General features: G+C 69.9%; 19 protein-coding genes. 8 read left to right on the forward strand and 11 right to left on the reverse strand.

What is annotated here, in order from left to right:
* The first annotated feature begins 2 nt into the window (after positions 1–2).
* The 3 genes from QFZ62_RS09935 to QFZ62_RS09945 are packed head-to-tail and all read left to right on the forward strand — an operon-like array spanning position 3 to position 3,901.
* The gene (locus tag QFZ62_RS09935; RefSeq protein WP_307504995.1) at positions 3–1,178 is read left to right on the forward strand and encodes a Gfo/Idh/MocA family protein; all 1,176 of its coding nucleotides are present in this window, start codon (positions 3–5) and stop codon (positions 1,176–1,178) included.
* The gene (locus tag QFZ62_RS09940) at positions 1,175–1,984 is read left to right on the forward strand and encodes a ThuA domain-containing protein (protein ID WP_307504999.1); all 810 of its coding nucleotides are present in this window, start codon (positions 1,175–1,177) and stop codon (positions 1,982–1,984) included. Before QFZ62_RS09935 ends, QFZ62_RS09940 begins: the two co-directional genes overlap by 4 nt.
* Positions 1,985–2,044: 60 nt before the next feature.
* Positions 2,045–3,901, forward strand: a complete 1,857-nt coding sequence (locus tag QFZ62_RS09945) for a glycoside hydrolase family 2 protein (protein ID WP_307505001.1) — start codon at positions 2,045–2,047, stop codon at positions 3,899–3,901.
* Between the two features lie 251 nt (positions 3,902–4,152).
* Here the strand turns inward: QFZ62_RS09945 and QFZ62_RS09950 are convergent, their stop codons facing one another.
* Positions 4,153–4,791, reverse strand: a complete 639-nt coding sequence (locus QFZ62_RS09950; protein ID WP_307505004.1) for a uracil-DNA glycosylase — start codon at positions 4,789–4,791, stop codon at positions 4,153–4,155.
* A 92-nt stretch (positions 4,792–4,883) separates the two neighbouring features.
* Entirely contained in the window at positions 4,884–6,242 is a 1,359-nt protein-coding gene (locus tag QFZ62_RS09955) for a hypothetical protein (protein WP_307505007.1), read from the reverse strand.
* Positions 6,243–6,513: 271 nt separating this feature from the next.
* Here QFZ62_RS09955 and QFZ62_RS09960 point away from each other — a divergent pair, with 271 nt between their 5' ends.
* The 3 genes from QFZ62_RS09960 to QFZ62_RS09970 all read left to right on the forward strand — a co-directional run bounded on the left by QFZ62_RS09960 (position 6,514) and on the right by QFZ62_RS09970 (position 12,438).
* Positions 6,514–7,974, forward strand: a complete 1,461-nt coding sequence (locus QFZ62_RS09960) for a class I SAM-dependent DNA methyltransferase (RefSeq protein WP_307505010.1) — start codon at positions 6,514–6,516, stop codon at positions 7,972–7,974.
* A gap of 79 nt (positions 7,975–8,053) precedes the next feature.
* Entirely contained in the window at positions 8,054–9,061 is a 1,008-nt protein-coding gene (locus QFZ62_RS09965; RefSeq protein WP_307505013.1) for a restriction endonuclease subunit S, read from the forward strand.
* A complete protein-coding gene (locus QFZ62_RS09970) occupies positions 9,058–12,438 on the forward strand; it encodes a DEAD/DEAH box helicase family protein (protein ID WP_307505016.1) in 3,381 nt (1,126 codons plus the stop codon). The genes QFZ62_RS09965 and QFZ62_RS09970 overlap by 4 nt, the downstream gene beginning before the upstream one ends.
* Before the next feature lie 90 nt (positions 12,439–12,528).
* Here QFZ62_RS09970 and QFZ62_RS09975 read toward each other — a convergent pair whose 3' ends face one another.
* The 8 genes from QFZ62_RS09975 to QFZ62_RS10010 form a co-directional block, all read right to left on the reverse strand.
* Positions 12,529–14,895 (reverse strand): excinuclease ABC subunit UvrA, encoded by a 2,367-nt coding sequence (locus tag QFZ62_RS09975; RefSeq protein WP_307505019.1) that lies wholly within the window; start codon positions 14,893–14,895, stop codon positions 12,529–12,531.
* Between the two features lie 49 nt (positions 14,896–14,944).
* Entirely contained in the window at positions 14,945–16,003 is a 1,059-nt protein-coding gene (locus tag QFZ62_RS09980; protein ID WP_307505022.1) for a methionine synthase, read from the reverse strand.
* Positions 16,000–16,992 carry a putative oxygenase MesX gene (locus tag QFZ62_RS09985; RefSeq protein WP_307505026.1) on the reverse strand — a complete coding sequence of 331 codons (993 nt, stop codon included), beginning with the start codon at positions 16,990–16,992 and terminating at the stop codon, positions 16,000–16,002. The genes QFZ62_RS09980 and QFZ62_RS09985 overlap by 4 nt, the downstream gene beginning before the upstream one ends.
* A gap of 302 nt (positions 16,993–17,294) precedes the next feature.
* A complete protein-coding gene (locus tag QFZ62_RS09990; protein WP_204568856.1) occupies positions 17,295–18,176 on the reverse strand; it encodes a carbohydrate ABC transporter permease in 882 nt (293 codons plus the stop codon).
* The gene (locus QFZ62_RS09995) at positions 18,173–19,159 is read right to left on the reverse strand and encodes a carbohydrate ABC transporter permease (protein WP_307505030.1); all 987 of its coding nucleotides are present in this window, start codon (positions 19,157–19,159) and stop codon (positions 18,173–18,175) included. The genes QFZ62_RS09990 and QFZ62_RS09995 overlap by 4 nt, the downstream gene beginning before the upstream one ends.
* A gap of 42 nt (positions 19,160–19,201) precedes the next feature.
* Entirely contained in the window at positions 19,202–20,530 is a 1,329-nt protein-coding gene (locus tag QFZ62_RS10000; protein ID WP_307505032.1) for an ABC transporter substrate-binding protein, read from the reverse strand.
* Positions 20,531–20,589: 59 nt separating this feature from the next.
* Positions 20,590–21,402, reverse strand: coding sequence for a hypothetical protein (locus tag QFZ62_RS10005; protein WP_307505036.1), 813 nt, complete (start codon positions 21,400–21,402; stop codon positions 20,590–20,592).
* Positions 21,399–22,472, reverse strand: coding sequence for a Gfo/Idh/MocA family protein (locus QFZ62_RS10010; protein WP_307505040.1), 1,074 nt, complete (start codon positions 22,470–22,472; stop codon positions 21,399–21,401). The genes QFZ62_RS10005 and QFZ62_RS10010 overlap by 4 nt, the downstream gene beginning before the upstream one ends.
* 256 nt (positions 22,473–22,728) lie before the next feature.
* On the opposite strand from QFZ62_RS10010, the gene QFZ62_RS10015 reads away from it, so the two are divergent.
* The gene (locus QFZ62_RS10015; RefSeq protein WP_307505043.1) at positions 22,729–23,331 is read left to right on the forward strand and encodes a TetR/AcrR family transcriptional regulator; all 603 of its coding nucleotides are present in this window, start codon (positions 22,729–22,731) and stop codon (positions 23,329–23,331) included.
* 58 nt (positions 23,332–23,389) lie between these two features.
* Here the strand turns inward: QFZ62_RS10015 and QFZ62_RS10020 are convergent, their stop codons facing one another.
* Entirely contained in the window at positions 23,390–24,931 is a 1,542-nt protein-coding gene (locus QFZ62_RS10020; protein ID WP_307505047.1) for a DHA2 family efflux MFS transporter permease subunit, read from the reverse strand.
* 187 nt (positions 24,932–25,118) lie between these two features.
* Between QFZ62_RS10020 and QFZ62_RS10025 the strand changes: the two genes are divergently transcribed.
* On the forward strand, positions 25,119–25,706 hold the full coding sequence (locus tag QFZ62_RS10025; protein ID WP_307505050.1) for a TetR/AcrR family transcriptional regulator: 588 nt from the start codon (positions 25,119–25,121) through the stop codon (positions 25,704–25,706).
* Positions 25,707–25,717 lie beyond the last annotated feature (11 nt).

The raw sequence follows: 25,717 nt of genomic DNA on the forward strand, positions 1-25,717 counted from the left end.
CCATGACCGACCTCCGAGAGCACCCGTCCCCCGGGTCCGCCGCCGACGACGCGCGACTGCCCGTCGTGGTGGTGGGCGCCGGCGCCATGGGCGGCGCGTGGATCCGCATGCTCGCCGCCTCCCCGCACGCCGCACCCGTGGGCGTGGTCGACCTCGACGTGCCGCTCGCGGAGGCCGCCGTGCAGGCGGCCGGCCTCGAGGGCGTCGTCGTCGGGCCGTCCGTGGCGGAGGTCGCCGCGCGCGCCGGCGCCCGGGCCGTGGTGAACGTGACCGTGCCGCAGGCGCACCGCGTCGTGAACGAGCAGGCGCTCCGCGCGGGCCTGCCGGTGCTGTGCGAGAAGCCGCTCGCGCCGACCGTCGCCGAGGCGCTCCGCCAGGTCGCGCTCGCCGACCTCACCGGCGGGCTCCTGATGGTCAGCCAGTCCAGGCGGTACTTCAACCACCTCGCCGCGTTCCGCGAGGCGGTCGCGCAGGTCGGGCCGCTCGCGGTCGTGCACGCGCAGTTCCTGCACGAGGACCACGAGCCGGGCTTCCGCGAGCAGATGGCGCACCCGCTCCTCGTCGACATGTCCATCCATCACTTCGACCAGCTGCGCTACGCGACCGGCGAGGAGCCCGTCGCCGTGCGGTGCAGCTCCTGGAACCCGCCGTGGAGCTGGTTCGCGGGCGACGCCGCCGCCACCGCCGACTTCGAGCTCGCCTCCGGCGCCCGCTTCGCGTACGTCGGCAGCCGCTGCACGCCGGGGATGCCCACGTCGTGGAACGCGGACTGGCGCGCGTACGGCGAGCGCGGCGCGGCCTCGTGGGACGGCGACGACGTCGTCCGGACCGACGTGCCCGACGCCCGCTTCCGCGTGCCCGAGCGCGCCGAGGGCATCGAGGCGTCGCTGGCGGAGTTCGTCGGATCCCTGCGCACCGGCACGACCCCGCAGAACGAGGTGCGGCACAACGTGCTCAGCCTCGCGATGGTCGAGGGCGCGATCCGCAGCAGCGAGCGGGGCGGCGAGCGCATCGTCATCGCCGACCTGCTGGAGGACGCCCTCGCGCAGGCGATCGCCGACGAGCGGAGCCCCGACGTCGCCGACCTGCTGCGCTCGTGGACGAGCGCCGCCGACGGCATCCGCACCCCGGCCTGGGGATCCGCCCCGGCCGCCCACGCCCCGGGAGGGACCCCATGACCGACACCACCACCCCCGTCCGCGTCGTCGTCTGGGGCGAGAACAGGCACGAGAAGGTCAACCCGGTCGTCGCCGGCATCTACCCGGACGGCATGCACAGCACCATCGCCGACGGGATCCGCTCCCTCCTCGGCGCCGACGCCGACGTCACCACGCGGGTCCTCGACGACCCCGAGCACGGCATGACGGAGGAGCTCCTCGCCCGCACCGACGTGCTGCTCTGGTGGGGCCACACCGCCCACGAGGAGGTGTCGGACGAGGTCGTGGACCGGATCCAGAGGCACGTGCTCGAGGGGATGGGCATCATCGTGCTGCACTCCGGGCACCACTCGAAGATCTTCCGCCGCCTCATGGGCACCACGTGCAGCCTGCGCTGGCGGAACGACGGCGACAGCGAGCTCGTGTGGACGGTCGCGCCGCGGCACCCCATCACCGAGGGCGTGTCGCAGCCGATCCAGATCCCCGGCCAGGAGATGTACGGGGAGTTCTTCGACATCCCCGAGCCCGACGAGCTCGTCTTCATCAGCAGCTTCTCCGGCGGCGAGGTGTTCCGCAGCGGGATCACGTACCGGCGCGGCTACGGGCGCGTCTTCTACTTCAGCCCGGGCGACGAGGTCTACCCCGTCTACCACCACCCGGACGTGCAGCGCGTGATCGCCAACGGCGTGCGCTGGGCGCGGCCGGAGCGGGCGCGGGAGTCGTACCTCGTGACCCCGATGTACCTCACCGGCCGCTTCGACCAGCCCGTGCTCGGATCCCCCGGCGCGCTCGTCGACTACCGCACGGGGGAGCCGGTCGAGGGCTGATCCCGGCTTGCCCGCTCGCCCGACCGACCCGAACAGAACCGAACCAGGAGACCGCCGCCCGTGACCGACCGCACCGCCCCGATCCCCAAGCCCGAGCACCCGCGACCGCAGCTCACGCGGCCCGACTGGCTGAACCTCAACGGCCCGTGGCAGTTCGAGCGCGACCGCGGCGACTCCGGCCTCGAGCGCGGACTCGTCGGGCGGGAGCTGGCCGAGGAGATCCTCGTGCCGTTCGCGCCCGAGTCCACGGCGTCCGGCATCGGCGACGTCGACTTCCTCACGGCCGTCTGGTACCGCCGCACGGTGCGGATCCCCGCCGGCTGGAGCGGACGCCGGGTCCTGCTGCACTTCGGCGCGGTCGACCACGACGCCACCGTGTGGGTGGACGGCGAGGAGGTCGCCCGGCACCGCGGCGGCTTCACCCCGTTCACGGCGGACCTCGGCGTGCGGGCCGACGAGGAGGAGCTGACCATCGTGGTCCGCGCCCGCGACACCCGCGACGCGCCGCAGGCCCGCGGCAAGCAGGCCACCTGGTACGCGAACACCGAGTGCTTCTACACGCGCACCACCGGCATCTGGCAGACGGTCTGGCTGGAGCCGGTGCCGGACGCGCACATCCGCTCCGTGCACGTCGAGCCGCAGCTCGGCGACGCCTCCTTCACGGTGACCCCCGAGCTGTCGCACCGCACGGCGGGCCTCCGGTTCGAGGCCGTCCTCTCCGACGCGGCCGGCGAGGTCGCGCGCGCGGCCGTCCCCGCGGGCGACCTCGGCGCGCGCGTCGTGCTGCGCATCCCGGAGGACCGGCTGCGCCCGTGGTCGCCGGCGGATCCGCACCTGTACGGGATCGCGCTCCGGCTCGTCGAGGGCGCGGGCGCCGACGCGGGCGCGGGCGCGGGCCCCGACGCCCGCGTGGTCGACGAGGTCGCGACCTACGGCGGCCTCCGCTCCATCGCGATCGACGGCCAGGACCTGCTCCTGAACGGCCGCCGCGTCTTCCAGCGGCTCGTGCTCGACCAGGGCTACTGGCCGGACACCCTCATGACCTCGCCCGACGACGCCGCGCTCGTCCGCGACATCGAGCTGTCGATGGCCGCGGGCTTCACCGGCGCGCGCCTCCACCAGAAGGTGTTCGAGGAGCGCTTCCTCTTCCACGCCGACCGCCTCGGCTACCTCGTCTGGGGCGAGTTCGGCGACTGGGGCGCCGGCTCGAAGGACGCGCAGCTGCCGACGGCCTCGTTCATCACCCAGTGGATCGAGGCGGTGGAGCGGGACCGCTCCCACCCGTCGATCGTCGGCTGGTGCCCGCTCAACGAGACCTACCAGGCGATCCACGACCGCATCACGCAGCTCGACGACGTGACCGCCGGCATGTACCGGGCGACCAAGGCGGCGGATCCGAGCCGTCCCGTCCTCGACGCCTCCGGCTACGCGCACCGCGTCCGCGCCGCCGACGTCTACGACTCCCACTCCTACGAGCAGGACCCGGACGCGTTCCGCTTGGAGCAGGCGGGCCTCGCCGAGGGCCGGCCGTTCACCAACGACCTCGACGGCCGCGCGATCTCCCTGCCGTACGCCGGCCAGCCGTTCTTCGTCTCGGAGTACGGCGGCATCTGGTGGAACCCGGAGGAGGCCGACGCCTCGTCAGCCGCCGGCGACGCCGACCCCGATCGCGCGGTCTCCTGGGGCTACGGCGAGCGCGTCGCGAGCGCCGAGGAGTGGCACGCGCGCTTCCGCGGCCTCACCGAGGTGCTGCTGCAGGATCCGCGCATGTTCGGCTACTGCTTCACGCAGCTCACCGACACGTTCCAGGAGCAGAACGGCATCTACGACTTCCACCGCCGCCCCAAGTTCGACATCGCCCGCATCCGCGAGGTGCAGGAGCAGCGGGCGGCGTACGAGTTGCGCGACGGCGCCTGACCGGGACAGCCCGCGAGACGAGAGCCCGCCCCCGCGGTCCATCCGGACGACGGGGCGGGCTCTCGTCTCGCGCGCGGCAACACCCGCGCATCGGCCGCATCACCTCGCGGCGAGTGGCCCCGCCGATCCCGCCGACGCTGAAGTACTTGTGGGACTGATCGGCCAATGGTGCTGATAGGAAACTACCGAACCCTGGGCTGGAGACTTCGGCCCAGGAGGCGCAACCGGCGCCGTCGCGCCATCGATCGGATTCAGGCGATCCGATTGGCAGCTCGCTCGAGAGCGATCGTGAACTCCTCACGCTTGTTCGGCTGCTTGAAGGACAGGTTCGATGGATGCCACGTTCGAATCACCGCGGGCCCGCCCTCGATATGCGGCTCGATGTAGGAGGTCCACCCTTGTTGAGCCTTAAGGCCGCAGAGGACCACGACGCGGAGATCAGGCAGAAGCTGCATCAGCCCCCGTAGCTCGATCGCCCCTTGCGCAAGCTCCGTCGGCCCCGGATGCACCGACGCCTTGCCGAGCACCCAAGGGCAGATGTTCCACGAGAGCGTGTGCTCGTGCAGGCCCGCGCTGTTTCGTGCCGTCCAGTTGTTCTGTGCCGTCGGGTCATCGTTGTCCGTGCTGATGAACCCGGAGCCGCCCCACTCCACCACGGTCTTCGGTCCCGGCGCCTCGAACACCATGAGTGCGCGCGTCGCTATGCCACCGCCCACCTCGGCTGGATCGAAGTCCGGGATCACGATGTCCGGGCGCTTCGTTCGTCGCCGAGCGAGCACATCCTCTTTCCACTCCCGGAGCGGCTGCACGCCCTCCGCTGTCGTGAGCATGTGGCGGCGCTCAGCGAGTCGAATCTCGTCTTTCAGCCCTCGGGGCGCGTCCATGTACATCTACGGAGCGTATCGGCCCACGCCGAAACGGCATTTGGGAGGTTCAGGGCCCCTCTTGAATGCCGATTGCTGGTCGCATCACCCATGGGCCGTTAGACGGCGACGGCTGGGAAGACGACGAGCGACCCGTCGCGGCTTCGCTCGATGTCGATGGCGACGTCAGCCTGCGAGGCGCCTGCGTTGAGGCCGTCACCCAGGCTGCGGAGCCGGTATGCCGACCGAAGGAGATTGTCCACTTCAGCCGGCGTGAAGACCGCGTGGCGCAATCCACTTCGACGCTTCAACTCGAGGGTCGACAGCCGAGAGAGGATCGAGACGAGCCCGGCTTCGAGGTCGTTGACGCGCCGCTCGTCTTCCTGCAAGGCACCGAGGAAGTTGGTGAACGGATTGCTTCCACTATCCATCTGAGCGTGCTCGACGGCCTGGAGGATGAGAACTCGCCGCCTGAGAGCGATCGTCAGACGCGCGAGCTCCAGGTGCGCTCGGAAGAGGCCGCCGTCCTCGTTGATTCCCGGGAACGCTTTCGTGATGGCCGCGAGATCCACCGGCCCATCTGGGAATCCCGCCAAGGAGGCCTGCCACTTCGCCAGTCGCCGACGGCTCATTTCCAACGACTTGCTGATCGCGTGGACGGCGCTGTCCAAGCCCAGTGCGGGACCGATGCGGCCCTGGTCGAGCAGGATCGCCGTCGCCTTGTCGATGGCGTCGCGGCACCCGTCGAGCTCACTGCGTTCCTTGTCCAAGTTGTCCTCGTGCAACTGTTCCAGCAGGTCAGTGATCCGCTCAATGGCTACCTGGCGCTCATGCTCTGCGTAGGCGCTGACTCCGACAGCCACGGCCATGAGCACGAGCGGCGCCGCGACGGTGATCACACCGGCGGCAGTGACTGCGCCACCGGCTGCTCCGGCGGCACCGACCGCGCCTCCCGCGCCAGCCGCTGTTGCGCCGGCGCCGGCAGTTGCCGCCTTGCCTGCAACAGGTACGAACGTCGCACTGGCAACGATCCCAGCCTTATCGAGCAGACCGCTGTGGATCCCTCCGGCCACCGCTTTCGATGCCATGGGCTTCACGAGCCCCGTTCCGACCTGCGCAGCGACCTTGGCGGGGACGACCATCCGATACAGAACCTCGCCGGATGCCGCCGCGTCCAGCGCTGGCCCAGCCGCCTTGGCCGTCGACGCGGACTTGGCCGTGTCCGACACGAGCTGAGACAGCTGCTTCGCGAGCGGACTGGCTGCCTGGAGCCGGATGCCCTGGTGCGGATCACGTGGAGTTGTCACCGGCCGGACCTCCAGCGTCGCGATCGGACTAGCCGCGAGCGTGGCCAAAGCCGTCCGCAGCTCACCGAGGCGAGCGGGAGTGAGGTCGCCTCCGCCAAGTACGGACGGCAAGCTCACCGCCTCGGTGGCCAGAGTCCACACGGGAACCAACGCACTGTTGTCGAAAGTCATGACTGGCCTCTTCCTCGTCCGCGACGCACCGTCAGCGACGTCCGCGACGCACCGTCAGCCATCGTGACACGGCAAGCCCTTGGATTGACCCCGCCCGCCCGTCCAGGTTGCGCTGAGCCGTCAGCGTGCTGGCTCACGCTGCAGCGCATGGACACGCGGAGTTCGCCATCGTTCTGCCGTACTCAGCCCGATCGCGCCGAAGACGTACGGCATCTTGGTGACAGCACGTCACAGACAGACAGCGCCGGTAGCTGCAGATACTGTAAGGAGCGTGATCACTGGAGAGCTCAAGAGCAAGATCGATCGTGTCTGGGATGCCTTCTGGTCAGGGGGGATCTCGAATCCTCTCGAGGTGATCGAGCAGATCACCTACCTCTTGTTCGTGCGACGGCTCGACGACCTTCAGACGCTCGCCGAGAAGAAGGCGCGCGTCACCGGCAATGCCGTCGAGAAGCCGATTTACCGGCCGCGGCAGGAGCATCTGCGGTGGAGCCGCTTCAAGAACGACGACCCCGAGGTCATGTGGGAGGTCGTCGGCGACGAGGTTTTCCCGTTCCTGCGTGGTCTGGGCGGCGACGGGTCGACGTACGGCGAGCACATGCGCGACGCCCGCTTCACCATCCCGACGCCCGCGTTGCTGTCGCGGGTGGTCGACATGCTCGACGACATCCCCATGGCGGAGCGCGACACCAACGGTGACCTCTACGAGTACCTGCTGTCGAAGATCGCCTCCGCGGGGGTGAACGGGCAGTTCCGCACCCCTCGCCACATCATCGAGCTGATGGTCGCCATGACCGCACCACAGCCCGGTGACGAGATCTGCGACCCTGCCTGCGGCACGGCCGGATTCCTGGTAGCTGCCTCGGAGTACGTGCGACGCGAGCACCCGAGCGTGGTGACGGACGCCGAGCAGCGGTCGCACTTCCACTCGAGCATGTTCCACGGCTTCGACTTCGACTCGACCATGCTGCGCATCGGCAGCATGAACATGCTGCTGCACGGCATCGAGTCCCCGGACATCCGCTACCGCGACTCGCTCTCGGAGGGCGTGAGCGCCGACTCCGAGCGCTATTCGCTGATCCTCGCCAATCCGCCCTTCGCCGGGTCGCTCGACTACGAGTCGACGTCGAAGGACCTACAGCGCGTCGTCAAGACGAAGAAGACCGAGCTGCTCTTCATGGCCCTGTTCCTGAAGCTGCTGAAGCCGGGCGGCCGCGCGGCCGTGATCGTGCCGGACGGCGTCCTATTCGGTTCGTCGACGGCGCACAAGGCGCTCCGCCGAATGCTCGTGGAGGACCAGAAGCTCGACGCTGTCGTCAAGCTGCCATCCGGTGTATTCCGCCCGTACGCGGGCGTGTCGACCGCGATCCTGTTCTTCACGAAGACGGATTCCGGCGGCACCGACGACGTCTGGTTCTACGACGTGCGCGCCGACGGCTTCTCCCTTGACGACAAGCGCAACCCGGTCGAGGCGAACGACCTGCCGGATGTTCGCGCGCGCTGGGCGGACCGCCGCACCTCCGAACGCGACCGGCCCCGTACGGACCAGTCATTCACGGTGGCCAAGGCGGACATCGTCGCGCAAGGCTACGACCTCTCTCTCAACCGCTACAAGGAGGTCGTTCACGACGAAGTGGAGCATCGAGCGCCACTCGACATCATCGCGGATATCGAAGTTCTCGAGGCCGAAATCGCCGATGGGCTCGCCGAGCTGAAGGCGATGCTGTCGTGACAACCGTGGCGCTCGGCGGACTTATTCGACCCGCTCCGGTCGTCGGCGGGCTGCGGACAACACGTATCCGATCCTTTCCATGACAATGCATGGCGGCCTCGTCGACCAATCGGAGAAGTTCAAGAAACGTATTGCGAGTGAGGACGTATCTACCTATAAAGTCGCCCGGCGCGGGCAATTGGTTGTTGGCTTTCCAATCGATGAGGGTGTGCTGGACTTTCAGCTGCGCCATGAAGCGGGTATCGTAAGCCCGGCTTATGGCGTCTGGGATGCCGATAGCGCCCTCGCGGACCCTAAATACCTGGGGCGTTACCTTCGATCAAATCGAGCATTGGCCTACTACAAGTCGAAGCTTCGTGGAAGTACCGCGCGTCGAAGGTCCCTGCCGTCTAGCGTATTCTTGGAATTGCCCGTCTTCCTGCCGCCGCTCGACGAACAGGTGCGTCTCGCTGCAATCCTAGACCGCGCCGATGCGCTGCGCGCCAAGCGCCGCCAGGTTCTTGCGCACCTAGAAGCGCTCCCCCAGGTAATGCTCAATGAGCTGATTGGCATCAGCGAGTACGAAACCGTCCCGCTCGGGTCGGTCGTGACATGTGTTGACTCGTTGCGCAAGCCAGTGACTGCTAGAGATAGGCCCATCGGCAACATTCCTTACTACGGCGCGAACGGCCAGCAGGGCTGGATAGATCGGCCTCTGACCGACGAGTCCTTGGTCCTCGTTGCGGAAGACGGTGGGCACTTTGACGCTCCGGAGCGCGGTGTTGCATACAGAATTGATGGGCCAGCTTGGGTAAACAATCATGCCCATGTTCTCCGGCCGGGGCCGCGCCTGCATATTGAATACTTGCATCGAGCCCTTCAGCATTACGATTTTCGGGCCTACATATCAGGAACGACGCGCAGTAAGCTCAATCAGAAGCAAATGCTTGCTGCAAGTATCAAAGTTCCTTCACTTGCCGCCCAAATTCATTTTGCCGACCGAGTATCGTATGTGAGAGCCCAGACAAAAATCGCCGAACAAGCGCAGTCCGCGGAGGACAAGCTCTTCGCGTCATTGCAGCATTGGGCCTTCCGGAGCGCGCTGTGACCGCCAACTTCGCCTTCGCGCGCGCCGCATGGCCGGACGTATTCGAAGATGCGTCCCGCGCCGAGTCCTACCTTTCCAGCGACCCCCGCTCAGCCTGCTTCTACAGCCGCCGCGCGGTGGAGCAGCTCGTGGGTCACCTCTACGACGTGCTCAACCTCCCCGTCCCCTACCAGGACGACCTCGCGGCGCGCATCAACGACGCCGGTTTCGCGCGCATCACTGGGGTGGGGATCGCGCAGAAGCTAAACCTGATCCGCAAGCTCGGCAACCAGGCGGTTCACGCTCAGCATCCGATCCGGCCTGACATCGCTCTGGCGACGTTGCGGGAGTTGCACCACGTGCTGGTGTGGGCTGTCTTCCGGCACTCGGCTCACCCGGAGGGTGTGCCGACGAGCGCGCAGTTCAATCCTCAGCTCGCGGCCGATGCCGTGCCGCTGTCCCGGGACGACGTCCGGCGGCTCGCGGAGAAGTTCGCCGCGCAGGATCAGGCCCACGCTAGGGCCCTCGCGGAACGTGATGACCTCGCGGCGGAGCAGGCGGAGGAGATCGAGCGGTTGCGGGCGCAGGTGGCCGCGGCGCAAGTGGCCAACCGCGCGGCCGACAACCACGACTACTCCGAGGCCGAGACGCGCGACCTCTTCATCGACGTGCTGCTGGCCGAGGCCGGCTGGCCGCTCACGGAGGTGCGCGATCGTGAGTTCGAGGTCGCCGGCATGCCCAACGGACTCGGGGTCGGATACGTCGACTACGTGCTGTGGGGCAGCGACGGCCTGCCGCTCGCCGTCGTCGAGGCCAAGCGCACGACGACGAGCGCGCAGGTCGGACAGCAGCAGGCGAAGCTCTACGCCGACTGCCTCGAAGCGACCTTCGGCCGGCGTCCCGTGGTGTTCTTCACGAACGGCTACGAGCACTGGGTTTGGGACGACGCTGCCGGATACCCTCCGCGGCAGATAGCGGGCTTCTTCACCCGCAGCGAGCTCGAGCTGATGATCCAGCGCCGCACGACACGCGTCCCGCTGGCGGGGGCCGCGGTGAGCACGGGAATCGCGGGTCGCCACTACCAGGTGCAGGCGATCCGCGCCGTGGGAGATGCGTTCGACCGCCACCAGCGGCAGGCGCTGCTGGTCATGGCGACGGGGTCGGGCAAGACCCGCACGGTCATCGCGCTGGCCGACCAGCTGATGAAGGCGAACTGGGCCAAGCGCATCCTGTTCCTCGCCGACCGCACGGCGCTGGTGAAGCAGGCCGCCAATGCCTTCACGCAGCATCTGCCCGGTGCCGCGACCGTGAACTTGGTCACCGAGCGGTCCGCAGAGGGGCGCGTCTACGTTTCGACGTACCCGACGATGATGAACCTCATCGGCCAGGTCACCGAGGGCGAGGGCGCGCCGACGCGGCGGTTCGGGCCTGGGTTCTTCGACCTGATCGTGATCGACGAGGCGCACCGGTCGATCTACCAGAAGTACGGGGCCATCTTCGACTGGTTCGACGCGCTGCTCGTCGGGCTGACGGCGACCCCGAAGGACGAAGTCGACCACAACACCTACCGCCGCTTCCACCTGGAGGACGGCGTGCCGACGGATGCGTACGCACTCGACGAAGCGGTCACGGAGGGCTTCCTGGTACCGCCGCGCGGGGTGTCGGTCGGCACGCGATTCCTGCGGCAGGGCATCCGGTACGACGAGCTCAGGACGGAGGAGAAGGACGCCTGGGATGCGCTGGACTGGGGTGACGGCGACACGCCCACCACGGTCGAGGCCGACGAGCTGAACCGCTTCCTCTTCAACGAGGACACCGTCGACAAGGCGCTCGCGACCCTCATGACGAGCGGGTACAAGGTCGCGGGCGGCGACCGCCTCGGCAAGACCATCGTGTTCGCGAAGAACCAGGCGCACGCCGAGTTCATCCAGCGCCGCTTCGACGAGCAGTACCCCGAGCACGCGGGGCACTTCGCGCGCGTGATCACGCACAGCACCCCGTACGCGCAGAACCTCATCGACGAGTTCTCCATCGCCGACCACGCACCGCACATCGCGATCTCCGTCGACATGCTCGACACCGGGATCGACGTGCCCGAGATCGTGAATCTGGTCTTCTTCAAGCCGGTTCGGTCGAAGTCGAAGTTCTGGCAGATGATCGGCCGCGGCACGCGCCTGCGCCCCGACCTGTTCGGCGACGGGCAACCGAAGAAGGACTTCCTGGTCTTCGACTTCTGCGGCAACCTCGAGTTCTTCAGCCAGGACTTGCCGGGCAGCGAGGGGTCTATCCAGAAGTCGCTCACCCAGCGGCTGTTCGAGGCCCGGCTCGGGCTGATCACTGCCCTCGACCGAGCTCAGCTGGATCGGGAGCTGCGGGCGTCGGCAGCCGAGACCCTGCACCGGATCGTCGCGGGCATGAACCTCGACAACTTCCTCGTGCGCCCCGAACGGCGATGGGTCGAGCGGCTCGCCGACCCCGCGGCGTGGGATGCGCTGACGCCCGAGGACGCGGCCGAGGCCCTCACGCACCTGGCTGGCCTGCCGTCCAGCGTCACGGACGACGACGTGGACGCCAAGCGCTTCGACCTGCTCGTCTTGCGGCGACAGCTCGCCCAGCTCGACGGTGACCTCGTGGCTGCAGAGCGCGTCCGGCAGCAGGTGCAGGCCATCGCCACCGCGCTGCTGGGGAAGTCAGCCATCCCCTCGGTCGCGGAGCAGCTCGTGCTGCTCGAGGAGGTCGCCAGCGATGACTGGTGGGTCGACGTGAGCCTCGACATGCTCGAGATCGCGCGGCTGCGCCTCCGCGCGCTGGTGAAGTTCGTGCCGAGCATCACTCGACCACGCGTGTACACCGATTTCATCGACGAGCTGGGCGAGGCGACCGAGATCGTGCTGGGGCAGACCACGCCGGGAACCGACCTCGGACGCTTCCGGGCGAAGGCGACCGCGTACCTGCGGCAGCACGAGGACCACCTCGCTCTGCAGCGCCTGCGCCGGAACCGGCAGCTGACGCCCGACGACCTGACCGCCCTCGAGACGATGCTGCTCGCCAGCGGTGCGGGCTCGAAGGCCGACATCGAGCTGGCCGCCGAGCAGGCACGCGGGCTCGGGCCCTTCATCCGGTCCCTCGTCGGCTTGGACCGTGACGCCGTGATGGAGTCGTTCGCCCGGTTCCTCGACGGGTCGCGGTTCTCCGTCGAGCAGATCCGCTTCATCCACCTGATCGCCGACGAGCTCACCGCCAACGGCCTGATGGAGGCCGCTCGCCTCTACGAGTCGCCGTACACGGACCGTGCCCCGAGCGGCGTGGACTACCTCTTCGACGAGTCCGACGTGGATGCGATCGTGGAGATCCTGGAGGACGTCCAAGCTCACGCACGGCCCGCAACCGTGGCCTGAGGTCGCCCCGAGAACAATCAGATAGGTACGGCGCAGGCGCCCGGGGCGTCGCGTCCGCCGTCCGCTGTTCGACTACTACTCCCCGACCGGTCACCCGCCGACGTAGGCCGCGAGGTGCTCGCCCGTGATCGTCGAGCGGGACGCGACGAGCTCGGCGGGCGTGCCCTCGAACACGATCCGGCCGCCGTCGTGACCGGCGCCGGGCCCCACGTCGATGATCCAGTCGGCGTGCGCCATCACCGCCTGGTGGTGCTCGATGACGATCACGGTCTTCCCCGAGTCGACGAGGCGGTCCAGGAGGCCCAGCAGCTGCGCGACGTCGGCGAGGTGCAGACCGGTCGTCGGCTCGTCGAGCACGTACACGCCGCCCTGCTTCTCGGCCATCTGCACCGCGAGCTTCAACCGCTGCCGCTCGCCGCCCGACAGGGTCGTGAGCGGCTGCCCGAGCGTCACGTAGCCGAGTCCCACGTCCTCGAGACGCGACAGGATCGCCACGGCCGCCGGGGTCCTCGCCTCGCCGTCGGCGAAGTACGTGCGCGCCTCGGCGATGGGCAGCGCCAGCACCTCGCTGATGTCCTTGCCTCCCAGCGTGTACTCGAGCACCGAGGCCAGGAAGCGCTTGCCGCCGCAGTCCTCGCACGTCGTCGACACCGTCGACATCGGCCCGAGGTCGGTGAAGATGACCCCGGCGCCGTTGCAGGTGGGGCACGCGCCCTCGGAGTTCGCGCTGAACAGCGCGGGCTTCACCCCGTTGGCCTTCGCGAACGCCTTGCGGACGGGCTCGAGCAGCCCGGTGTACGTGGCGGGATTGGAGCGCCGGGAGCCGCGGATCGCCGTCTGGTCGATCGACACGACGCCGTCGCGCCCGGCGATGGAGCCGTGGATGAGCGACGACTTGCCGGAGCCGGCGACGCCCGTCACCACGGTGAGCACGCCGAGCGGCACGTCGACGTCCACGTCCTGGAGGTTGTGGGTCGACGCGCCGCGCACCTCGAGGACGCCCGTCCGCGCGCGCACCGCGTCCTTCAGCGTCGCCCGATCGTCGAGGTGGCGCCCCGTCAGGGTGCCGCTGGCGCGCAGCGCCTCGACCGTGCCCTCGAACCGGATCTCCCCGCCGTGCGAGCCCGCCCGCGGCCCGAGGTCGACGACGTGGTCGGCGATCGCGATGGTCTCGGGCTTGTGCTCGACGACCAGGACCGTGTTGCCCTTGTCGCGCAGCTGCAGCAGCAGGTGGTTCATGCGCCGGATGTCGTGCGGGTGCAGGCCGATCGTCGGCTCGTCGAACACGTACGTGACGTCGGTGAGGGCCGAGCCGAGGTGCCGGATGAGCTTCGTGCGCTGCGCCTCTCCCCCGCTGAGCGTGCCGGAGGCGCGGTCGAGCGACAGGTACCCGAGGCCGATCGACACGAACGAGTCGAGCGTCTGCGCGAGCGACTGCACGAGCGGCGCCACCGTCGGCTCGTCGATGCCCCGGACCCACGCGGCGAGGTCGGAGATCTGCACGCTGCAGGCCTCCGCGATCGACATCCCCGCGACCTTCGAGGACCGCGCGGGCGCCGCGAGCCGCGTGCCGTCGCAGTCGGGACACGTCTGGAACGTGACCGCGCGGTCGACGAACGCGCGGATGTGCGGCTGCATCGACTCCTTGTCCTTCGACAGGATCGATCTCTGGATCTTCGGCACGAGACCCTCGTAGGTCATGTTCATCGTGTCGACCCTGACCTTGGTCGGCTCCTTGTAGAGGAAGTCCTGCCGCTGCTCGTCGGTGAGGTCGCGGATGGGCACGTCGCCGGGCACGAACCCGGAGGCGGCGAAGATCTTCACCATCCAGCCGTCGGCCGTGTAGCCCGGGACGGTGATGGCGCCCTCGAGCAGCGACCTCGAGTCGTCGAGGATCTGCGTCAGGTCGATGTCGTTGACCCGGCCGAGCCCCTCGCAGCGCGGGCACATGCCGCCGAGCATCGTGTGGTCCTGCGCGACCGCCTGCGTCGCGGCGCCCCTCTCGACCGTCATCGACCCCTGCACGCGCACGCTGGGCACGTTGAAGGAGAACGCGTTGGCCGAGCCGATGTGCGGGTCGCCCAGGCGCGAGAAGAGGATGCGCAGCATGGCGTTGACGTCGGTCGCGGTGCCGACGGTCGAGCGGGGGTTCGCGCCCAGGCGCTCCTGGTCGACGATGATCGCCGTCGTGAGGCCCTCGAGGCGGTCCACCTCCGGCCGCGCGAGCGACGGCATGAAGCCCTGCACGAACGCCGGGTAGGTCTCGTCGATCATGCGCTTGGACTCCGCCGCGATCGTGCCGAACACGAGCGACGACTTGCCGGACCCCGACACCCCCGTGAACACCGTGAGGCGGCGCTTCGGGATGTCGAGCGAGACGTCCTTGAGGTTGTTCTCCCGTGCACCCTGGACGCGGATGAGGTCGTGACGGTCGGCGGGGTGCGGTGCGGCGCTCATCGTGCTCCAGGGTTCGACGACGCGCACCTCGGCGTGCGTGACGCGCCGCTCAGCCTATGGCCCCGAGCTCCTCGCGGACGATGGCCGCTCCCGCGCTCAGGGCGCTCAGCTTCCCCAGCGCGAGGGGTCGCGCCAACGGCGCCATCCCGCAGTTGGTGCTCGGGAGGAGCAGCTCCGGGTCGACGAACCGGAGGGCCCGTCGGAGCGTGTCGGCGACCTCCTCCGGGGTCTCGATGACGTCGCTCGCCACGTCGATGGCCCCGAGCATGACCTTCTTCCCGCGGACGAGCTCGATCAGCTCCATCGGGACGTGCGAGTGGTGGCACTCCAGCGAGATGATGTCGAGCGTGGACCGCTGCAGGAGCGGGAGCGACTCCTCGTACTGCCGCCACTCCGACCCGAGCGTCGCCTTCCAGTCGGTGTTGGCCTTGATCCCGTAGCCGTAGCAGATGTGCACGGCGGTCTCCACGTGGAGCCCCTCCGCCGCCCTCTCGAGGGCCGCGACCCCCCAGTCCTTCAGCTCGTCGAAGAAGACGTTGAAGGCGGGCTCGTCGAACTGGACGATGTCGACTCCCGCGGCCTCGAGCGCCTTCGCCTCCTCGTTGAGGATGCCCGCGAACTCCCACGCCAGCTCCTCCCGGCTCCCGTAGTGGCGGTCGGCGAGGGTGTCGATCATCGTCATCGGACCGGGCAGCGCCCACTTGATCGGCTGGTCGGTCTGCTGGCGCAGGAACCGGGCGTCGGCGGCGAAGACCGGCTCCTCGAGGCTGACGGCACCGACGACGGTCGGCACGCTCGCGTCGTACCGGTCGCGGATGCGGACGGTCTCCCGGCGCTCGAAGTCGACGCCGGAGAGGTGCTCGACGAACGTCGTGACGAAGTGCTGGCGGGTCTGCTCCCCGTCGCTGACTATGTCGATGCCCCGCTGGTGCTGCTCGTGGACGGCGGCGCGCAGGGCGTCCTGCGTGCCCTCGACCAGGGCGTCGCCGTCCAGCCGCCACGGGGACCACAGGGTCTCCGGCTGCGCGAGCCAGGACGGCTTCGGCAGGCTGCCGACGGGCGCGGTGGGCAGCAGACGATCCGTGGCCCGGGATCCCCGGCCGGTCATCGGGCTGCCCCGACGCGCTCGGCGGCCCATCGCCGCAGCTGCTCCCCGTGCGGCTCCATCAGGTGCTCCTCCGCGTACCTCGCCTGCTCGACCGCGAGCCGTCCGCGCTCCTCGCGGTCGTACGTGATGGTCGGGCGCGCGTGGTCCTCGGCCGTGAGGTCCGGTCGGTAGACGTCCGCGGCGACCGCGCGGGCGCAGTAGATCTCGGGCCGGTAGATCCTCTGGAAGGTCTCCATCGTGCTGATGGTGCCGATGAGCTGCAGGTCCGAGTAGTCGGCGAGCAGGTCACCCGAGGAGTAGAACGCCAGGGGCGCCACGCTGCCGGGCGGCATGAAGAAGCGGGCCTGCAGCCCCATCTCGGCGAAGTACCGGTCGGTCAGCGAGGACGCGTCCTGCTGGTACTCGACGCCGAGGACCGGGTGCTGGAACCCGGTCCGCCGGTACGTCCTGCTCGTCGAGACGCTGATGCAGACGACGGGCGGCGTCGCCGAGTGCTCGGCGTAGAGGTCGGAGTCGCGGAAGTGCCGGAAGAGCATGCCGTGCAGGACCCCGAAGTCGTCAGGGGCGACGGATCCGGGCCGGGATCGGCCGTGCGCCGGCAGCAGCACGCTGAAGTCGTAGTCGCGGATGTAGGACGAGAGGTTGTTGCCCAGGATCCCCGGGTGACATCGACCGGTCCGGCGGTCGAGGATCCGGGTCCTCAGGATCTCCAGCAGGGGGAACTCGCGTTCGCCGCGGTCGGCGGCGAAGCGCAGCCCCACGGAGACGATGTCGAGCCCCACGGTGTACCGGTCCCGGTCCGGGTTGTCGGCGTGCGCGAGGCCGTTGAACCGGTCGTCGATCAGCGCCAGGGCGTCGCGGAGGTTCTCCCGGCGGCGCTCGCCCCGGGCCAGGTTGGCGAAGTTGGTGGTGACCCGCGAGCTCTCCGCCGGCGCGTAGTCCTCGTCGAAGGGCGTGATGGTGATGCTGAACGTGAACTCGTCCGTCATGAGCGGCCATTCCGTGGGAGGGACAGTGCGGGGAGGGACAGGGCGGGGCGGGCCCGAGGTGGCGGCGACGTGCGCCGGTGCGGTGATCGTCACGGGGTGCTCCTGTCCAGGTGCCCGGCAGCCTGTCAGGTCGCGGCGGGTGCACGCGGGTACGTGACGGAGTGTGACCGCCGCAGGGCCCCGCGCACGACGAGAGCCCGCCCCCGCGATCCGGATGGATCGCGAGGACGGGCTCTCGTGCGGGACACGGCCTCACCCGGGTCCCGGCCGCGCTGCGGCTTGCCGCGCTGCGGCCGGTCGGCTCACCTCCCGGCGAGCGACCCGCCGATCCCGCCGACGCTGAAGTACTTGTTCAGGAAGGCGAAGATCAGCACGGGCGGCAGCATCATGATGACCGCGACCGCCATCACCGAGCCCCAGTCGGCCGCGTTCTGCTGGAAGAACGTGTTGAGGCCGATGGGGAGGGTGTACTTCGTGAAGTCCTGCAGGAACAGGAGCGCGATCAGGTAGTCGTTCCACGCCAGCAGGAACGAGAAGATCGCGGTCGAGAGGATGCCCGGCAGGGAGTTGCGCATCACCACGTGGATGAAGCCGCTGAACACGCTCGCGCCGTCCATCCACGCCGCCTCCTCGAGGGTGATCGGGATGGAGTCGATGTAGGCCGCCATCATCCAGATCGCGACCGACATGGTCGACCCGATGTAGATGATCGCCACGCCCTGCAGCGTGTTGATGAGGCCCATGGCCGAGAACGTGATGAACAGCGGGATCGCCGCCGTCACCACCGGCAGGGCCTGCACCACGAACAGCACGAGCGAGTACCCGGAGACGAGCCGCGACCGCGAGCGGCTGAGCACGTACCCGGCGGGAGCGGCGATGACGACCGAGACCACGACCGTCACCAGCGCGACGAGCAGGCTGTTGCCGAGCCAGATCATCACGTCGGTGCCGCCGAGCACGCGCTGGAAGTTCTCCAGCGTGAACCCGGTGGCCGTCGAGTTCTGCCCCGGCTGGGTGGAGAGGAACAGCACCGCGAGGATGGGCGTGATCACGATCAGCGTGATGACCGCGATGAACAGGAAGCGCCACCACTGGCCCTTCTGCTCCCGCTCCTTCGCGGACGTGCGCTTGATGTCGCCGACGGTCGCCGAGGTGGCGCCGACGGCCGCGAGTGGCTGGCTCATTCGATGTCCGCCTTCTTGATCTGCCGGTACAGCAGGGTCGACACGATGACCAGCACGGCGGTCATCATGAAGGCCACCGCGGTCGCCGGGCCGGTCTGCAGGTTCTGGAACGCCTGCTGGTACGCCAGCACGATCAGCGACGTCGTCGCGTTCACGGGACCGCCCTGCGTGAGCAGGAAGATCGTCGGGAAGTCGTTGACGCAGAAGATCGTCATCAGCACCCAGCTGATGTAGGTGGTCCGCGAGATGATCGGCAGGGTGACGCCGCGGAACGCCTGCCAGGCGCTCGCGCCGTCCATCTTCGCCGCCTCGTAGACGTTGGTGTCCACCGACGCGAGCGCCGAGGACATCATCATCAGCATGAACGGGAAGCTGATCCAGACCTTGAAGACGCAGACCACGACCTGCGCGAGCACGGGGTCGCCCAGGAAGTTCGCGTCAGGGAACCCGAGCGTCTCCAGGATGATCGGCACCGGGCTCTGGGGCGTCGCCACCAGCCAGTTCCACGACGTCGACGACACGACCACCGGGACGATCCACGGCAGCAGCAGCAGCACCTTGAAGAGCCCGTTGGCGGGGATCCGGGTGCGCAGCAGCAGCGCGAGGGCGAGGCCCACGAGCCACGAGCCGAAGACGCCCACGACCGTGAACACGATCGTGAACGTCGTCGCGTTGCGGAACTGCTCCGACGTGATCACGTCGGTGTAGTTCTGGAGCCCGACGAAGGGCGTCTCCCACGGCAGCGTCGACGGCGTCCCCTGCTGCAGCGACTGCAGGAAGGAGTAGACGACCGGGTAGACGTTGAGCAGCACGAGCAGGATCAGCGACGGCAGCGCGAACAACGCCAGCGTCGCGCCCGCACGCCCGAGCGGCGTCTTGCCGGAGCGCTTGCGCGGCTCCGTGGGCCGCCGACCGGAGCCGGCGACGCCCACTCCGCGACGCGCCAGCCCGATCTTGTCGGCGACGCGCGTGTCGACCGCCATCAGCTCACCCCGTCCATGTCATGACCTCCCGGTGGTCGCGCATCACGCGCCGGCCTCGAGCTCCTTCTGGAGCTTCTCGAGGGACTCGCGCGCCGTGACGGTGCCGCCGAGGACGGCCTGCGCGAACGAGATCGTCGGCTGCGTGCCGTCGACCTTGGTGACGTTCTGGAAGACCGTGTTGGACCCGGGGGCGCCCCACGTCTTCGAGATGGGCTGCCAGTCGTTGAGGATCTTCGTGGTGTTCGCGTCGTCCGCGTACGCCTCCTCGGCGATGGACTTCAGCGGCGGCAGGCCGATGCCCGTCTGCTTCGTCCAGAGCGACTTCATGTTCTGGTAGTAGTACGTGAGGAACGCCTCGCTGTTCTCCTGGCTGGGCGTCGACTTGTACATCATGATGTTGTTCGGGAAGTAGAGCGCGCCCTTCTCGCCGCCGGGGCCCACGAGCGGGTCGCCGACCACCATGTTGGCCGCGGTCTCCGGGCTCACGTTCGCCGTGGCGCCCGCGCCGTCCCAGAGCATGCCGAACGTGCCGGCGTCCATCTGCTGGTACGCGTTGTCGGAGGTGTAGGTGGCGCTGCGGGGGTCCACGTAGCCGTTCTTCACCATGCCGAGGACCCACTCGACGGCCTCGATGTTCTTGTCCGTCACGACGTCCGGGTTCTGGTCGGGGTCGAACAGGCCGCCGCCGTTGTTGATCATGTGGGCGACGATCTGGTGGAAGCCGGTGAAGGCGCCCGCGCCGGAGCGCGTGCCGTAGCCGTAGACGCCGATCTTCTTGAGCCCGGCGCACGCGGCCTCGTACGTGTCCCAGTCGGTGGGCGCCTCGACACCGGCCTTCTCGAGGAGGTCCTTGCGGTACCAGTACATGCGCATGTCGAGGTTGTACGGGACGGCCGCGTAGCCGTTGGCCGTCTTCAGGGTGTCGACGAGCCCGGGCAGGAAGTCGTCGTAGATGCCGTTCGACTTCCACGACTCGATGAGGTCGTCCGCGTACGCGATCTTGCCCTGCGACTCGAAGAGGAACGCCGTCGTCCCGCCTCCGGAGCTCACGGCCGGACCGTTGTTCGCCGCGACGGCGGTGGAGAAGGTCTGCGTGAAGTTGGCCCACTGGACCTGCTGGTAGCTGACCTTGCCCATGCCGCTCGCGGGCTCGTACGCCGCGGAGATCGCCTTGTCCTCGGTGAGGAAGGCGGGCGCGCCCCAGGGCATGTTCCAGAACTTGAGGGGGGCGCCGGCGCCTCCGCCCGCGCCTCCGCCGCCGCCGCCGCTGCAGGCGGCGAGGAGGCCGACCGCCGCGGCGCCGACGCCGGCGCTCAGGAGGGATCGACGGGTGAGTCCGTTGCCGAAGGCGCTGGATGACTGCTGTGGCATTTCGTGCTCCGTTGCATGTTGTGGTGCCTGATGTGTGGTGGAGGGGAAGGGATCGTGGGTCAGCTCGCCCGCCCGCCGGCCAGCGCGGGCGCGGCGGCGAGGAGGGAGCGGAGGTCGGCGACGTCGTCGGGGACGCATCGGCCGTGGGCGGCGTCGCGGGCGAGGCGCATCGCGGTGCGATGGCCCGACTCGAAGACGACGGGGAGGTCCTCGCGGCCGGCGGCGTCGGTGACGCTCGCGCGGCCGGGCGCCGCCGTGTCCGGCGCCGGGAGGGCGACGTGCGCGGCGCGGTCGCCGACGACGAGGCGGAACGTGGCGCACCGGTGGGCGTGGGCCGTGACCACCGCGCTGACGATCACCTGCACTCCCGAGGCGGAGGTGCCGGAGAGCATCAGGTGGTCGGGCGTCCGGGCGAGCGGCGCGAGCGCGGTGAGGGGCGAGCCGAGCAGCGCCTGCGCGGTGAGCGCGAGGGCGCGGGCGGGGCCCTCGAGGTCGTCCCCGTCGGCGAGCGTGGCGCGCGCCTCGAGCAGGGCGCCCGGGGCGGCGAGGCGGTGGATCCGCGGGGCCACCCGGCGCACGGCCTCGTCGTGCCGCCACGGCACGTCGAGCACCACGGGCACGCCGGTCGCGGCGAGGACGGCGAGCTCCTCGTCGTCCGCGGCGCCGGGGGCGAGCACGAGCAGGGCGCGGGCCCCGGCGCGGGCGGCGGCGGTCGCGCGGCCGGCCCAGCCGGGGGTGCCCGCGACCACGACCACGTCGCCCGCCTCCTCCGTGCGGCGGAAGGACTCCGGCAGGGAGGCGAGCGTCGCGGCCGCCGTGCCCGCGTGCGCCGGCGACGCGGCGGGGTCGATGAGGAGGGTGAGGGCGGTCATGCCGCGACCTCCGTCCGGGAGGCGCGGACGGCGTCGCCGTCCGCCCGGATGAGCACCGAGGCCTGCTCGGCGATGTCGATCGCGAGCCCAAGGTCGGCGAGGAGCACGTCCATCGGCACCGGCTCCGCGGCACCCGTGATCACGTCGTGCACGTGCTCCCACTCGCGGATGTAGCCGTTGTCGGGGAACGGGCCCCAGCCGGTGGTGCTGCGGGCGTCCGTGAGGGCGGCGGTGCTGGATCCGGCGTGCACGTAGGAGAGGGAGAAGTCGAGGTGGAGCGAGCGGTCGCGGGCGACGGCGTCGAGCGTCCACTCGGGATCCCAGGACGCGCCGCCGATGCCGTGCACCTCGAGGACGCTCTCGCCGACCATCGCGACGATCTCGTAGCCCCACGGCCGGAGGGCGCGCGCGCTGAGGACCCGGGGCGGCGCGTCGGGCAGGAGCCGGCGGGCGAGCGGGAGGTCGTGGATCGCGAGGCCGAGCACGCCGCCGCTGACGGCGGCCGCGCGCGCCTCGACGTCGGGCTCGCCCGCCGCGCGGGGAGCCGGTCGGCCGACGATCTCGGTGGCGGAGTCCTCGGAGTCGGGGTTCGGCGGGATGACGGCCGAGATCCGGACGGTGTGCGGCGCGCTGCCGGTGGCCTCCCACGCGTCGACCGCGGCGATCCAGGCGGGGTCGAACGCGTGCATCGTGCCGACGACCACGGGCACGCCGTGCTCGGCGGAGGCGCGGGCGATGGCCCGGCCCTCCTCGACGGAGACGGCGAGCGGCTTCTCGCAGAGGACGGCGCGCTTGCCCGCCCGGCACGCGGCGATGACCTGCTCCGCGTGGAAGCGGTTCGGGCTGCCGATGACGACCACGGCGACCTCGGGATCCGCGATGAGCGCGTCCGCGTCGGTCGAGTGCCGGGCTCCGGCCCGGGCCGCGACCTGCTCGGCGACGGCCGCGTCGACGTCCATCACGTGGACGACCCGGAAGCGGTCGGGCATGCGCGCCAACGTCGGCAGGTGGATCGCCTGCCCTACCGGTCCGGCCCCGATCAGGCCCACACCGAACACCTCTTCGCCCACGACGCCCTCGTCCCTAGCTGATCACCGCACGACGAATGCTGACGCACCGTTTACGGTTGAGTCACCATACGTCCGGGCCCATGGAGGCACAAGAGGGAGCAACGAGATCGTGACCGAGTCGAGAAGCGCCGCCCCGGAGCGCCGCGGGTCCGCGGGGCCGGAGGAAAACTTTCCGCGCGCTGATGCGGATGAGAGCGCGGCCACGGGATCGGCCGCCGGTCCTGGTTCGTCGGCCCGCGGCCCGTACTCGACGGGTGTGCGGCGACGCGCGGAGATCGTCGCCGCGGCCGTGCGCGTGTTCGGCATCCGGGGCTACGGCGCGGCCACCATCAAGGAGATCGCCGACGAGGTGGGCGTCTCCCCCGCGGCCGTGCTCCGCTACTACCGCAAGGAGGAGCTGCTCACCGAGGTCCTCCGCCAGTGGGACCGCCAGCAGCCGTTCGTCTCCGACGCCGCCCCGGGCCTCCCGGCGCTCCGCGCCTTCGTCGACCTCATGCAATACCACGTGGAGCACCGCGGCTTCCTCGAGCTGTACCTGACGTTCGCGACCGAGACCAGCGACGCGACCCATCCCGCGCACGTCTACATGCGCGGTCGCTACGCGCGGACGATCGCGCAGATCCGACGCCGGATCGCCGAGGCCGTGGACCTCGGCCAGGTGCCGCCGCTGGACGACGCGACCCTCGACTACGAGGCCGCGTGCTTCCTCGCGATCCTCGACGGGCTCGAGATCCAGTGGATCCACAATCCGCGCATCGACCTGCCGGCGCTCGTCGGCGAGTACGTGGAGCAGTCGATCGCGCGCTGGCGCGGAGGCACGCGGGCGGCGGTGCCGCCCGGCTCCGCGTCCTGGGACTGAACGGAGCCGGGCCGGGCCGGGCCGGGCCAAGACCCGCTGGATGCGCCGGACGGACGCGCTAGTGCGCGACCACGCCCTCCGGCAGCGGCTCCGTCGGGCGCCGCACGAAGAAGGACGCCACGATGGCGGCGAGCGAGATGAAGCCGCCGATCATGAAGGCCGCCTGCACGCCGGCCGCGGTCGCGGAGACCTCGGACATGCCGTCCTCCAGGCCGCCGACCGTCGTCGTGGTGAGCACCGTGACGAACAGGGCCGTGCCGACCGCGCCCGCGAGCTGCTGCATCGTCGAGACCGTCGCGCTGCCGTGCGAGTAGAGGCGCGGGGGCAGGGAGCCGAGGGCCGAGGTGAACAGCGGCGTGAACATGAGCGCGAGGCCCGCGTTCAGCACCAGGTGCACGGCGATGACCCAGCCGATGGACGTGCCCTCGTGCAGCATCGCGGTCATGCCCCAGAGGGCGATGGAGACGATGATCGCGCCGGGGATCACGAGCGGGCGCGGCCCGACGCGGTCGAAGAGGCGGCCGACGTACGGCGACATGACGGCCATGAGCGCGCCGCCGGGGAGCAGCAGCAGGCCGGTCTCGAGTGTGCCGAGCTCCAGCACGTTCTGCAGGTAGAGCGGCAGGACGATGAGGCTGCCGAACAGCGCCATCATCATGATCGCGACCATGATGATCGACACCGTGAACGGGCGGCTGCGGAACGTGCGGAGGTCCATGAGCGCCCGGTCGTCGCGCTGCAGCGAGACCTGGCGAGCGATGAACGCGGCGAGCGCGAGCGCGCCGACGGTGATCGGGACCCAGAGCGGCAGGGGCGCGGCGCCCTCGGCCGACTCGCCCAGGCTGCTGAGGCCGTAGATGAGCCCGCCGAACGCGAGCGTGGAGAGCACGAGGGAGAGGATGTCGAACGGGAGCTTCCGCGGGGTGGTGAGGTTCGTGATCCTCCAGAGGCCCAGCCCCAGCGCGACGAGCGCGATGGGCAGGACGATCCAGAACATCCAGCGCCACGACAGCGAGCTGAGGATGAGGCCGGACACCGTCGGGCCGATCGCCGGGGCGACCGCGATGACGATGGAGATGATGCCCATGAGCCGGCCGCGGCGGGCGGCGGGCACCAGGTTGAGGACGGTCGTGAACAGCAGCGGCAGCATGATCGCCGTGCCGCTGGCCTGCACGACGCGGCCGACGAGGAGCACGCCGAAGCCCGGAGAGACGGCCGCGATGAGCGTGCCGGCCGAGAACAGCGTCATGGCGGCGCCGAAGACCTGGCGCGTCGAGAAGCGCTGGAGGATGAAGCCGGTCGCGGGGATCACGACGGCCATGGTCAGCATGAAGCCGGTGGTGAGCCACTGCGCGGTGGCCGTGGTGATGTCGAGGTCGGCCATGAGGCTCGGGAGCGCGACGCTCATGATCGTCTCGTTGAGGATCACGACGAAGGCGGCGACGACCAGCAGGCCGATGACGAGGCCGGCGCCCTGCGGCAGGCGCTCGTCCTCGGGGGTGGCGCCGCGGTCGGCGGCGGCGTGGGCGGTGGTCGGCAGGGTCGCGTCGGCCGGGCGGCGGGCGTCGCGCGCGGTGTCGGCGGAGGGCGGCGTGGTCATGGGTTCTCCGGGAGTGGATGGCGGGCACGCGCGACGCTGCGGGGCTGGATGGGGCCGGATGTCAGATTCGGACCTTCTGGCAGTCTATGACACAATCGGCGTCGACGGCAGACGCCGGACGGACGGCAGGTGACGGGTGGACGAAGCGAGCGGGATCGCCGGCGCGGGGCTCCGCGAGCGACGGCGCATGGCCACCACCACCGAGATCACCGAGGCCGCGCTCTCCCTCTTCGAGCAGCGGGGCATGGCGGCCACCACGATCCACGACATCGCGCAGGCCGCCGGCGTCTCCGACCGCACGTGCTTCCGCTACTTCCCCAGCAAGGAGGAGTCGGTCCTCACGCTCCACCCGGTGTTCGACGCGCCGCTCGACGCCTGGCTCGCCGACGTCGACCGCGGATCCGCGCCGCTCCCCCAGCTCGAGGCCGTCTACGAGCGGGTGCTCGCCTCCCTCGACGGCGACCTCGCCGCCGTCGCGCACCAGCAGCTGCGCGTGCGGTGCCTCATGGCCGACGAGCCGCAGCTGCGGGCGACGGCCGTCTCCCTCGACGCCACGCGCTCGTGGGAGCTGGCCGAGCGGATCACGCACGCGTTCGGCGGCCGCATCACGGCGCAGGAGGCGCGGCTCGTCACCGAGCTCGCGGGCGTCGCGGTGCGCGCGGCCTTCGACGAGTGGGCGGATGCGCGCACCGCGGGCCTCGACGCGACCCTCGTCGCGTCCTTCGCGGCGGTGCGGCGCCGCCTGCGCGACATCGCGGGGACCTGCGCAGCCTGAGCCGTCCGCGG

The sequence above is a fragment of the Clavibacter sp. B3I6 genome (assembly GCF_030816895.1).
Lineage (GTDB): Bacteria > Actinomycetota > Actinomycetes > Actinomycetales > Microbacteriaceae > Clavibacter.

Bases quoted from the DNA above. Each gene is read 5' to 3' on its own strand.
- QFZ62_RS09990 (WP_204568856.1), bottom strand. From the start codon at position 18,176: ATGAGCCAGCCACTCGCGGCCGTCGGCGCCACCTCGGCGACCGTCGGC.
- QFZ62_RS10005 (WP_307505036.1), bottom strand. From the start codon at position 21,402: ATGACCGCCCTCACCCTCCTCATCGACCCCGCCGCGTCGCCGGCGCAC.
- QFZ62_RS10000 (WP_307505032.1), bottom strand. From the start codon at position 20,530: ATGCCACAGCAGTCATCCAGCGCCTTCGGCAACGGACTCACCCGTCGA.
- QFZ62_RS09950 (WP_307505004.1), bottom strand. From the start codon at position 4,791: ATGTACATGGACGCGCCCCGAGGGCTGAAAGACGAGATTCGACTCGCT.
- QFZ62_RS09935 (WP_307504995.1), top strand. From the start codon at position 3: ATGACCGACCTCCGAGAGCACCCGTCCCCCGGGTCCGCCGCCGACGAC.
- QFZ62_RS10020 (WP_307505047.1), bottom strand. From the start codon at position 24,931: ATGACCACGCCGCCCTCCGCCGACACCGCGCGCGACGCCCGCCGCCCG.
- QFZ62_RS09940 (WP_307504999.1), top strand. From the start codon at position 1,175: ATGACCGACACCACCACCCCCGTCCGCGTCGTCGTCTGGGGCGAGAAC.
- QFZ62_RS09985 (WP_307505026.1), bottom strand. From the start codon at position 16,992: ATGACGGACGAGTTCACGTTCAGCATCACCATCACGCCCTTCGACGAG.
- QFZ62_RS09975 (WP_307505019.1), bottom strand. From the start codon at position 14,895: ATGAGCGCCGCACCGCACCCCGCCGACCGTCACGACCTCATCCGCGTC.
- QFZ62_RS09965 (WP_307505013.1), top strand. From the start codon at position 8,054: ATGACAATGCATGGCGGCCTCGTCGACCAATCGGAGAAGTTCAAGAAA.
- QFZ62_RS09980 (WP_307505022.1), bottom strand. From the start codon at position 16,003: ATGACCGGCCGGGGATCCCGGGCCACGGATCGTCTGCTGCCCACCGCG.
- QFZ62_RS09955 (WP_307505007.1), bottom strand. From the start codon at position 6,242: ATGACTTTCGACAACAGTGCGTTGGTTCCCGTGTGGACTCTGGCCACC.
- QFZ62_RS10025 (WP_307505050.1), top strand. From the start codon at position 25,119: ATGGCCACCACCACCGAGATCACCGAGGCCGCGCTCTCCCTCTTCGAG.
- QFZ62_RS09995 (WP_307505030.1), bottom strand. From the start codon at position 19,159: ATGGCGGTCGACACGCGCGTCGCCGACAAGATCGGGCTGGCGCGTCGC.